7 protein-coding genes and 1 pseudogene are annotated in these 11,368 nt (G+C 62.0%); 7 read left to right on the plus strand and 1 reads right to left on the minus strand.

The genetic code is table 11. The annotated features are described in order from the left end of the window. Window positions 1-57: 57 nt before the first annotated feature. From ABIZ35_RS23520 to glf, 7 genes are all read left to right on the plus strand, one after another. The gene (locus tag ABIZ35_RS23520; protein WP_348222365.1) at window positions 58-1,392 is read left to right on the plus strand and encodes a TolC family protein; all 1,335 of its coding nucleotides are present in this window, start codon (window positions 58-60) and stop codon (window positions 1,390-1,392) included. After that, complete coding sequence (locus tag ABIZ35_RS23525) at window positions 1,389-2,795, plus strand: efflux RND transporter periplasmic adaptor subunit (protein ID WP_348222366.1); 1,407 nt, start codon at window positions 1,389-1,391, stop codon at window positions 2,793-2,795. Before ABIZ35_RS23520 ends, ABIZ35_RS23525 begins: the two co-directional genes overlap by 4 nt. Next, on the plus strand, window positions 2,792-5,926 hold the full coding sequence (locus ABIZ35_RS23530; RefSeq protein ID WP_348222367.1) for an efflux RND transporter permease subunit: 3,135 nt from the start codon (window positions 2,792-2,794) through the stop codon (window positions 5,924-5,926). The genes ABIZ35_RS23525 and ABIZ35_RS23530 overlap by 4 nt, the downstream gene beginning before the upstream one ends. 89 nt (window positions 5,927-6,015) lie before the next feature. Next, complete coding sequence (locus ABIZ35_RS23535) at window positions 6,016-6,699, plus strand: response regulator transcription factor (RefSeq protein WP_348222371.1); 684 nt, start codon at window positions 6,016-6,018, stop codon at window positions 6,697-6,699. Continuing rightward, complete coding sequence (locus ABIZ35_RS23540; protein WP_348222368.1) at window positions 6,683-8,218, plus strand: HAMP domain-containing sensor histidine kinase; 1,536 nt, start codon at window positions 6,683-6,685, stop codon at window positions 8,216-8,218. The genes ABIZ35_RS23535 and ABIZ35_RS23540 overlap by 17 nt, the downstream gene beginning before the upstream one ends. A 380-nt stretch (window positions 8,219-8,598) precedes the next feature. Continuing rightward, window positions 8,599-9,615 carry a glycosyltransferase gene (locus ABIZ35_RS23545; RefSeq protein WP_348222369.1) on the plus strand — a complete coding sequence of 339 codons (1,017 nt, stop codon included), beginning with the start codon at window positions 8,599-8,601 and terminating at the stop codon, window positions 9,613-9,615. After that, on the plus strand, window positions 9,608-10,819 hold the full coding sequence (gene glf / locus ABIZ35_RS23550; RefSeq protein WP_348222370.1) for a UDP-galactopyranose mutase: 1,212 nt from the start codon (window positions 9,608-9,610) through the stop codon (window positions 10,817-10,819). The genes ABIZ35_RS23545 and glf overlap by 8 nt, the downstream gene beginning before the upstream one ends. Before the next feature lie 284 nt (window positions 10,820-11,103). Here the strand turns inward: glf and ABIZ35_RS23555 are convergent. After that, window positions 11,104-11,368, minus strand: a pseudogene (locus tag ABIZ35_RS23555) (MFS transporter); the annotation flags it as partial.

Genomic DNA, 11,368 nt, shown 5'->3' on the forward strand with positions numbered 1-11,368 from the left:
AGCCGATTCTAATCCGCCGCTAATGCCGCTTTAATCTCGGTACGCAATAATGCGAGCATGAGATTACGCACGATCGCGGTTCTTTCCAGAGCATACGGACCCGGTATTTCTTTGGCGATGTGCGCCGCACTGATCGGAAGCTGTCCGCAATCCCACGCGCAAATCACGGCGTCGGCCGGAAGCGCTTTGAACTTACAGTCCGCCGAATCGCAGGCGATCGCGCAAAATCCCACGGCCCGGGCAGCATCGCAGACGCTGCTTCAAGCGCTGGCGAAGGTGGATCAGGCAAAGGCGCAGCAGCGCACCCAGATCTCGTTCAGCAGCGCCGCAAGCACATCATCCGCCGATGTCATCCAAGGCCCGCCCGACCACGAGAGTTTCCAAACCCTTCAAAACACGCTGTCCATCCCTCTCCCGCTGGGGCTGCGGCCCAGGCTTGCGGTGAGCCAGGCCGAGCGGCAGGCCGACGCCGCCCGCGCACAGTTCGACGCCGCGCGGATCACGCTGCTTACCCAGGTGGACACGGCGTATTACGATCTCCTGCGCAAACAAGCACTGCTGGCGCTTGCCGATCAGACACTCGCGGAAGCGGAACGCGCGCTGAGCGATGTCCAGAAGCGAAACAAGGCCGGCGACGTTCCGGAGCTGGACGTTCTGCGGGCGCAGGTCCCGGTTTCAGCGGCGCGGGCGGCGCGGGCGCAGGCGGAGAACGCCGCAGTCGTGGCGCGGCAGGCGCTAAGCGCCCTGCTGTCGCGCGACCTGGATGCGCCGCTGACGCTGGAGGAGACGACTCCCACTCTCGTCTCGGAAGGACACACCGAAGCCGAAGTTCGAACGCTCGCGGAAAAATACTCTCCGGATGTGCGGGCGGCGGAGGCGACAGTCACGGCCAACGAGGAAGGACTGAAATCGACGAGGCTCTGGCGCGAGCCGGCCCTTTCCCTCGATTTGAGCGACGCGCGCAGCAATGACAAGACGGGTTTTTCAAGACTGAGCACGATCCAGGCCACCGTCACCATTCCCCTCACCGACGGCGGATTGGCGCGCGGACAAACACGTGAAGCCGAAGCCGCGCTTGCTCAGGCGAAAGCGCAGCTTGAGGCCTCGCGAAGCGCCGCCATCACGGCGGCCGGCGCTGCGTATTTGAACGCGCGCTCCGCCGGCGCGCAGTCGGCGGCGACGGCGGCGGCAACACAAAACGCGCAGGTTGTTTACGAAAAGACGCTGCGCGGATACCAGCAGGGGCTCTTCCCGCTCTCCGATGTTCTGAACGCGCAGTCGGCGCTCGCCCAGGCGCGCATCGCCGAAGCGCAGGCCCGGTACGACCGGGCCGCCGCCGAATCCACGCTCGCCCTTCTCATCAATCCCGTTCCCGAAAAGGCCGCTCTATGAAGAATTTCCGAGACAGCATCTTCTCCCGCGCCGCCGGGCCGATCGCGCTGGCGACGCTGCTCTGCGCCGGATGCGGCGGCCAAAAAGCGGAGGAAACAGACACGTCCGCCCAGGCCGCCGACGCGGCGCCGACCGTCCAGGTCGCCGATGTCAAACGAGGAACGATCGAAGATGTGATGGGCGCCTCGGGAACGCTGACGGCGCCCCGCGACCGGGAGGCGACGCTTGCGCCCTCCGTCGCCGGCGTGCTGGAGGCGCTGCCGGTGCGCGTTGGTCAGACGGTGCGCGCGGGCCAGCTCGTGGCGCGCCTGTCCAACCGTCCACTGCTCGGACAGATCGATCAGGCAAAGGCGACGATCCAGCAGAATCTGCTCCAGGTCGAGCAGGCGCGGGTGAACGCCCTGCAGCAGCAGGCGTCGAGCCGCAGCGCCATTCTTCAGGCCCAGGCGGCGGTGGCGAATGCGAAGGCGACCCAGGCCGCTGCGGAAGCAGCGCTGATCGGCAACGAAGCCGCCGTCACAAACGCCCAGCAAACTCTGTCTCGGACGCAGAGCCTGTTCGGCGAGGGATTGGTCGCGCAAAAAGATGTTGAGGCGGCGCAGGCCGCTCTGCGCACGGCGGTGGCCGCCGCCGCCGCTCAGCGGCAGATAGTTGCGGCGCAGCGGCAGACCGTCGAGGGGCAGAAACGCGCCGTCGAAGCGGCCCAGGCCGCGTCCTTGCAGGATGTCGTCAAACGCCAGGACATCGCCGTCGCCCGCCAGCAGGTTCGCAGCGCCCAGGGCGCCCTGGAAACCTCCCGCGCGCAGATGACGCTTTACACACTGCGCGCGCCTCTCACAGGGCAGGTGACGGCCGTCGGCGCCGCGCCCGGCGAAGCCGTGGACATGGCGGCGAAACTCGTAACCATCACCAATTTGGATGTGCTCCAATTGCAGATGTTCGTCACGAGCGAGAAAGCGCGCGCGCTGCATCGCGGGCAGACCGTTACCTTTCAGACGGACAGCCTGCCGGGGCGCAGTTTCCAAAGCGTGATCCAAACCGTCGGCAGCCAGCTCGATCCCGCCAGCGGCTCAGTCCCCGTCTTCGCGACCGTCGCCAACCCGGGGCATGTCTTGAAGGACGATCTGTACGTCAAGGCGCGGATCGTCGTGGATCGCCATATCGGCGCGCTGATCGTCCCGAAGAGCGCCGTTTTGGACGGGGCCGAGGGGGCGCAAACCGTCGTCACTGTCGCGGACGACGGGGTCACTCATATCAAGCCCGTCAAGACGGGCCTGCGCCAGGGCGACCATATCGAAATTTTAAGCGGCGTCGGCCCGAAGGATCGTGTGGTCACACTGGGTGGTTACGGATTGCCAGATGAGACCAAAGTTACGGTCGCCAAAGATGAGGCGAAGCCGTGAAGCTCACAAGGTTCCTCTGGGCGCACCGCAAGGCCGTCCTCACCTTTACGCTCCTGCTCTGCGTGCTGGGCGGCTACTTCGCGCTGCACTTGCCGGTCGCCATCTTCCCACAGCTCGTCGTCCCGCGCATCGCCGTTTCGGCGGACGCCGGCGACATTCCGCTGGAGACGACGCTGGCGCAGCTCACGCGTCCGTTAGAGGCCGCCGTCAGCACCGTCCCGGGCGTCACGAAGGTGCAGTCTGTCACAAGCCGGGGCAGCGACAGCATCGACGTCACCTTCGCCTGGGGCACGGACATGCAGATTGCTCTGCAGCGCGTTCAGGGACAGATCTCCGATACGCGCTCCTCGATCCCCCCGGGGGCCAATGTCGCCGCCGAAGTCATCAACCCTTCGATCTTCCCGATCATGGGTTACAGTCTCACATCCAAAACCGTCGATCTCGTCGAGCTGCGGCGCATCGCGAACTACACGATCCGGCCGCGTCTGGCCCGGCTGCCCGGCGTGGCGCAGATCCGTGTGACCGGCGGCGACGTTCCCGAGTTTCTCGTCGCCGTCGACCCGCGCGCCCTCGCCGCGCACGGTCTCACTCTCCAGGATGTTCAGGACGCCATCGCGAAGGCCAACGGCGTGGCGTCGGTCGGGCAGATCGATCACTCTTACCAGCGCTATGAGATCCTCGTCTCCGGCCTGCTGCGCAGTGAAGACGATGTCCGGACAGTGACGGTCGCGGCGAAAAACGGCGTCCCCATCGCGATCTCCGATATCGCCACGGTCTCCCCTTCGATCCAGCCGCGCACGATCCTGGCGACGGGCAACGGCAGCCCGGCTGTCATCGTAAACGTCATCAAGCAGCCGGACGCCAATACCGTTCAGGTCGCGGACGAAGTCCACGCCGCCCTCGCCGACCTGCACTCCTCGCTGCCGGCCGGCGTCTCGACTTCGCTGTTCTACGATCAATCCGAAATCGTACGCTCCTCCGAAAGCAGCGTCATCGAGTCGATCGTGATCGGCGGTATCCTGGCGCTGATCGTCCTGACGCTGTTTCTGGGAAACATTCGAGCGGCGAGCATCGTCCTGATCATACTGCCGCTCAGCATTCTGATCACGTTCAGCCTGATGAAGGCGCTGGGACAGACGCTGAACATCATGACGCTGGGCGCGCTCGCGATCGCCCTGGGATTGGTCATCGACGACGGCATCGTCGTGGTGGAAAATATCTTCCACGAGCGCGAACTGGGACGCTCCCGGCGCGCGGCCATCGCGGCGGGCATCCAGGCGATCACGCCCGCGATGGTCGGCTCCTCGCTGACCACGATGGCGGCGTTCCTGCCTCTCACGTTTCTCAGCGGTGTCACCGGTCAGTTCTTCGGGCCGCTGGCGCTTGTCATGGTCGCGACGCTGTTCGTCTCGCTTCTCTTATCGCTGTGCCTGACGCCGCTGCTCGCCGATGTTCTTCTGCCCAAGGACCGTGAGAAGAAAGAAGGCGAGACTGCGCATAAGCCGTCGCTGCCCGTGCGCATCATGGGGCGCGTCGCCGACCGTTATGGACGGATCCTCGCATGGTGCCTGCGCAAACCCGCAGTCGTCCTGGTTCTGTTCGTCCCCGTTGGTCTGGGCGCATGGCTGCTGTTCAATCACTTGCAGACGGGGTTCTTCCCGGAGTTCGACGAAGGGGCGTTTGTCGTCGATTACCGGCTTCCGCCAGGGACGTCGCTCGCCGAAACGGATCGCGTCGCCCATAAACTCGAAACGATCCTGGGCCATACGCAGGAAGTGGCGGCATGGTCACGGCTGACCGGCGCGCTTTCCGGATCGGGACTGGAGCTCGCCGAGCAAAGCCAGGGCGACATTCTGGTCCGTCTGAAGACCGACCGAACACGCAGCGCCGATGAGATCATGACCGGGCTGCGCAAACAGATCGGCGCCGAGTTCCCGCAGATGGAAGGCGACTACATTCAGATCCTTCAGGACGGTATCGGCGATATGGCCGGCTCCCCCAAGGCGATTGAAGTCAAGATATTCGGCGACGATCCCGCTAAGCTCGCCGATCTCGCGCACGCCGCGGGAGAAATCATCACCAAGACTCCTGGCGTCGTCGATGAAAATGACGGCGTCGTGGAGAGCGGACCTGAAATCGTCGCGCATGTGGACAGCGCCAGCGCGGCGCGCTATGGCCTCACGACGGACGCCGTGACGGCGGCGGTCACAACAGCGATGGCCGGCTCCATCGCCACGCGCGTCCAGCAGGGCGAAGAAGGCGTGGATGTCCGCGTGCAGGCGTCCCGCCGCGACGCTCCGCTGGATCCGGCGGCGCTGCCGAACGTCGCGATCGCGACGCCCTCCGGCGGGACCGTGCCATTAAGCTCCGTCGCGACCATCGAGACAGTGGCGGGAACGCCCCAGATCACACGTGAGAACCAGCTGCCGATGGTCGCCGTGACGGCGAGCCTAGAGGACCGCGATTTGGGGAGCGCCGTCCACGACGTTCAAGCTCGGCTGGCGAAGGGCCTGAAGCTGCCGCCCGGATACCGGCTGGAATACGGCGGGCTGTACTCCAGCCAGCAGGAATCGTTCCTCCAGCTCGCCGCCGTGCTGGCGACGGCGATCCTGGCGGTTTCGGCGCTGCTGATCGTACAGCTGCGCTCGTTCCGACAGACCTTCTCACTGCTGATCGCCGCCATCGTCTCACTGTCGGGTGTGCTGCTGGGACTGTTTCTCACTAGTACGCCGCTCAATATCTCCAGCTTTACTGGGGCGGTCATGATCGTCGGCATCGTGACGGAGAACGGGATCGTCCTGTTCGACTTCTTCAATCATCTGCAAAGGCTCGGACCGGATCGCCCAGTGATTGAAGTGATGATCGAGGCGGCTCGTCTGCGTCTGCGGCCCATTCTCATGACCACGGTCGGCGCCATTCTGGCGCTGCTGCCGCTGGCCCTGGGTCTCGGGGCCGGCGCGGCGATGCAGAAGCCGCTAGCGATCGCGGTCATCGGCGGCCTCACGGTCTCCACTCTCTTCACACTGATCGTCGCGCCGGTCTTATTCATTGCAACACATCCGCCGCATCTCAAACCGACGCGGAGCGCGGCGGAGGACTTCACGCTGGTCGAACAAGAGCTAGCGCATTAGGAGGATAGCCCATGTCGGATATTTCATCGGGAGAGCGGCGGCCGACCGCCGGCAATTTGGCGGCTTCGGGTACCATGGAAGCAGAACTTATGCGAATACTGATCGTGGAAGACGAACAAAAGGTCGCCTCCTTCCTGCGCCGCGCGCTGGAGGAAGAGGGGCAGGCCGTCGATGTCGAGCATGACGGCGAAGCCGGACTGCAGCGGGCGCTGACGTACGATTACGACCTGGTCGTGCTGGACTGGCTGCTGCCGCTCCGCAGCGGCCTGGATGTCTGTATGGCGATCCGCGAGGCGCAGACGGGAACTCCGATCTTGATGCTGACCGCGCGCGACGCCGTGAAGGACCGGATCGCGGGTCTGGACGCCGGCGCGGACGACTATCTGGTCAAACCATTTGCGCTGGGCGAGCTGCTGGCGCGCGTCCGCGCCCTTCTGCGGCGCGGAAAGACCGGATCGCCCAAACTCGTCGTCGGCGACCTCATCCTCGATCCCGCCCGTCACCGAGTCACCCGCGCCGGCCAGGAAATCACGCTGACCGCAAAAGAGTATGCGCTGCTCGATTATCTTATGCGGCACGCGGGGCAGTCCCTCTCCCGAACGATGATCGCCGAGCATGTGTGGGACTTCGACTTCGACGGCGGCACCAATGTTGTCGATGTTTACATCAATTATCTGCGCAACAAGATCGACCGCGGACATGAGCGAAAGCTGATCCACACGATGCGCGGCGTCGGCTACAGCCTGGAAAGCCGCAATGCCCTCTCCGAATAGCTCCCAATCTTCGCGGCCATTCGCATGGACACGCTCTCTGCGATTTCGGCTGACCGCATGGTATGGCGGCGCGCTGATCTTCATTCTTACCTCCGCCGCCATTTGCGTTTACATCGGCGCAAAAGAAGCCCTGCTTGCGGAAACAGACGCATTTCTGGCGATGGAAGTCAAAAGGGCCACGGCTCCCACCAAAGGCGATCAAGAGGCGGAAGGCCCTTACGGAGAATTGAGCGAGGCAGTGTCGAGCTTTCAAGGGTCGGGACGGACGGGTGAAGGATTTGAAGGTCTCCTCCAGTTCGATTCCGTTTATGTTCGCCTTGCCTCGCCTCAAAATGAGACGATCGCCCTTTCCCCTAGTCTGGCGGGACAGCCGCAACTGGCGCCATCATTGGAGCATGTCAAGCTCCCTTCGCCCGGCGGAGCCGCACGCTACACGTTCGCCGGACCGAATGAGGAGAGCCGAATGCGTGTTCTCATCGCGCCGATCCGAGTGAGCGAGCGTCCGCTTGTTTTGGTCATCGCCGTTCCCTGGGACCATGATTCCGACGCCCTGGCGAAGATTTCAGTTTTTCTGATCGCCGCCGTACTGGCGATGGCGGCAGTCGCCGTCCTGGGTGGATGGGCTCTTGTCGGCGGCGTCCTGCGCCCGATCCAGCGGATCGCGACGGAAGCGGAGCAGCTGGAAGTCGACAATCTCTCCGGTCCTCTGCTGCCGGCGCCTGCGGAAACGGACAGCGAAGTCGGCCATCTTGTCGCGACACTGAACCGAATGACGCTTCGTCTGCACCGAGCGTTCGAGGCGAAACAGCGCTTCGCGGAAACCCAGCAGCGGTTCGCCGCCGACGCCTCACATGAGCTGCGCACGCCCCTGACGGTTCTGCGCGGCGAGATGGAGCTGGCCCTGGCGCGTCCACGCTCAAATGAAGAGTACATCGCGACCCTGGACAGCGCGCTGGAAGAGATCCAGCAGATGACCCACATCGTCGAAAGCCTGAGCTTCCTGGCGCAGTCCGGCGCAGGCCAAATTCAAAACAACGCCACTCTCGAGGCGATCGATCTGAGACAGCTGTGCGAGTCGACCGCCGCGCATTTCGAACGAGAGGCCGAAGACAAGGGCGTCACACTCTCCCTCACAGGCGCCGATCATCCGGTCCGGGTTCTGGGCGATCTCACTCAGCTCCGCCAGCTGGCGCGCAACCTTGTGGATAACGCCGTGAAGTACTCCCGCTCCGGCGATCTGGTTACCATCGCAGCGTTCGTCGAGAACTCACCCGAGAACAATGCTCCGGAGTGCGTCATCGCCGTGTGTGACATGGGGATCGGCATTGCTCCCGAGGACCTGCCGCACATCTTCGAGCGCTTCTGGCGCGCCGACAGCGCCCGCTCAGCCCCGGGAAGCGGCCTCGGCCTCGCCATCTGCGCCCGAATCGCCGAAGCCCACGGCGGCCGCTTCACCGTTCAAAGCGAGCCAAATGCGGGAACAGAGATTCGCGTGTATCTTCCGGCCCTCAAATCCTAGCCCCTCTTCTCTTTGCTTTCACCATCACACTCCCTCATTGGCAGTCTTGTCATACAACCACTAAACACCAGTCACCATCAAAACGCTTATACAGTAATCACTTGTCTACTATAATCGACACTTTTCACACGCCGCCGACCAGAAGCAAGGTTTAGCGATTCTTTGCCGGTGGGTATGAACCCTCTGTCAACGTTTCGCACTGAAACATACACTATTATCCAAAGGAGAAGAAGATACCCGTGGCTTACGATTTGGTCTGTCTATCTCATCTGCGTTGGGACTTTGTCTACCAGAGACCACAGCATCTTCTGAGTCGGTGCGCTCGCAACCATCGCGTCTTCTTTGTCGAAGAGCCTGTTTTCGACTCGGATTCTCCCCGTATGGAAGCCGGTAAGAGGCCGGACGGCGTGGAAGTCGTCGTGCCGCACCTCCCAGGCGGACTGCCCGCCGAACAAGTGGAACGTATCCAGGAAGACCTCCTGGGTAATTTTTTTGCCGAACGCAAAATTGACGACTATGTCTTTTGGTATTACACCCCGATGGCGATCGCCTTTACGAAGAGCTTTACGCCCAGGGCCGTGATCTACGACGCCATGGACGAACTCTCGGCGTTCCAGGGCGCTCCTCCGGAGCTGCTGGAGCGCGAGCAGGATCTTTACAAAAAGGCCGATCTCGTATTCACCGGTGGACAGAGCATCTACGAAGCAAAACGCTCCCAGCATCCGAGCGTGCATGCGTTCCCAAGCAGCGTCGACGTTCCCCACTTCGCCCAGGGCCGTGAGCTGCAAATAGACCCGGCGGATCAGACGGATATCGCCCATCCGCGCATTGGGTTCTACGGCGTGATTGATGAGCGCGCCGACCTGGAGCTTCTCGAAGGAGTGGCGAAGCTGCGCCCCGGGTGGAGTCTGATCATGATTGGCCCAGTCGTCAAAATCGACGAAGCTTCTCTGCCGAAGGCGCCCGGCATCCACTATCTTGGCGGGAAGTCTTACGCGGAACTGCCGTCCTATCTCTCTGGATGGGATGTGGCGATGCTTCCCTTTGCGCGCAATGAATCGACGCGCTTTATCAGTCCGACAAAGACGCCGGAATACCTGGCGGCGGGAAAGCCCGTCGTCTCGACATCCATCAAAGACGTCGTTCGTCCTTACGGCGATGAGGGCCTCGTGAAGATCGCCGATACTCCCGAGGAGTTCGTGACGGCGGTAGAAGAATTGCTGTCTGAGGATGGCGCTGCGCGGCAGACGAAGGCCGATGAATTATTAGGCAAGATGTCCTGGGATATTACCTGGGGACGAATGTCGGAAATGATCGACCGCGTCTTGAACGAAGCCGGAGCATCCGTTACCGGTCATGAACGTGTATCACAGAAAGAAGAGATCACACATGTTTGATTACCTGATTGTCGGCGCGGGCTTCGCGGGATCGGTCCTTGCGGAACGCCTGGCGAGCCAATTAAATAAGCGTGTCCTGCTGGTGGATCGCCGCAGCCATATCGGCGGCAACGCCTACGATCATTACAACGACGAAGGTATCCTGGTGCACAAGTATGGTCCGCACATCTTCCATACGAACGCCGAACGGATTTTCGATTACCTGTCGCAGTTCACCGAATGGCGCCCGTACGAGCATCGCGTCTTGGCTCATGTCGACGACAAGCTGGTCCCGATGCCGATCAACATCGACACGGTGAATAAGCTGTACGATCTGAACCTGGATGAGAGCACGATCGACGCGTTCTTCGCCTCCAAAGCCGAACCGAAGGATCATTGCTGGACATCGGAAGACGTCGTGGTGAGCAAGGTCGGCCGCGAGCTTTACGAAAAGTTCTTCAAGAACTACACGCGCAAACAGTGGGGGCTGGACCCGTCGGAGCTCGACGCGTCCGTCACGGCGCGCGTTCCCACACGAACCAATCACGACGATCGCTACTTTACCGACAAGTTCCAGGCGATGCCGCTGCACGGCTACACCCGCATGTTCGAGAAGATGCTGGATCATCCGAACATCAAGATCATGCTAAACACAGATTATCGTGAGATCAAGAGCATGGTCCCATGCAACGAGATCATCTTCACCGGCCCTGTGGACGAATACTTCGACTATCGGTACGGCAAGCTGCCTTACCGCTCGCTGGAGTTCAAGCACGAAACGCTGGACACCGAGCAGCATCTGCCGGTCGCCGTCGTGAACTATCCGAACGACCATGCCTATACGCGGGTGACGGAGTTCAAGCAGCTCACCGGCCAGAAGCACGACAAGACCAGCGTGGTGTACGAGTTCCCGCAGGCCGAAGGTGATCCGTACTATCCTATCCCCAAGCCCGAGTTCACCGAGCAGTACAACAAGTACAAAGCGCTCGCCGACAGCACGCGCGGCGTCCACTTCGTCGGCCGCCTGGCGACGTACAAGTACTACAACATGGATCAGGTCGTCGCCCAGGCCCTGGCCACATTTGATAAGATCGCCGTAACTCCCGATCGCGTCACAACGTTCGCCGACCGATCCATGGTCAGTCCAGGCCCCGCGCCCGCGCTAACCCGAACGCCGGCGAAGAACGGAAACGCCGTCGCGGCAAAGGTGGCGTCGGGGAGTTAGAGCGGCCCTATTCCCCCGCTCGCTGAGGCTCGTTTCCCCCTTTTTCCCAGCAAGCTGCTTCGCAGGGGAAAAGGGGAGCAAATCATTACAGCCCATTCACTCTTGACACAATCACGAGTTAATGGGCTGTTCTTTATTTGGTATGCTGAATTTTGTCTTCACAGCGACTTGTCGAGCGAGCAAGGATTATAGTTATGAGCGCCCCTTTTACCCCGCGAAGCGGCTTGTTGGGAAAAAGGGGGAAACGAGCCTCAGCGAGTGGGGGAATAGGGACTTGCAGCGGCCTACGGAACCTTCGCTTCCGCATCAAACTCGTAGTTTCTCAGTACTCGTCCCTTCGCCGCAACCCACGCCACTGTCGCCAGACACGCCACGCCGCCCAAAATCACCGCGCCCGGTGTCCCCAGCAGGTTCGCGGCAATGCCCGTTTCAAACTCTCCTAATTGCGGCCCGCCCATGAAAAAAATCATATTGACCGACGTCATACGGCCGCGCAATCGATCCGGGGTCATGAGCTGGCGGATAGTTTGGCGCAGAATGGTGCTGATG

The sequence above is a fragment of the Capsulimonas sp. genome, assembly GCF_039929585.1.
In the GTDB taxonomy this organism is placed as follows: Bacteria; Armatimonadota; Armatimonadia; order Armatimonadales; family Capsulimonadaceae; genus Capsulimonas.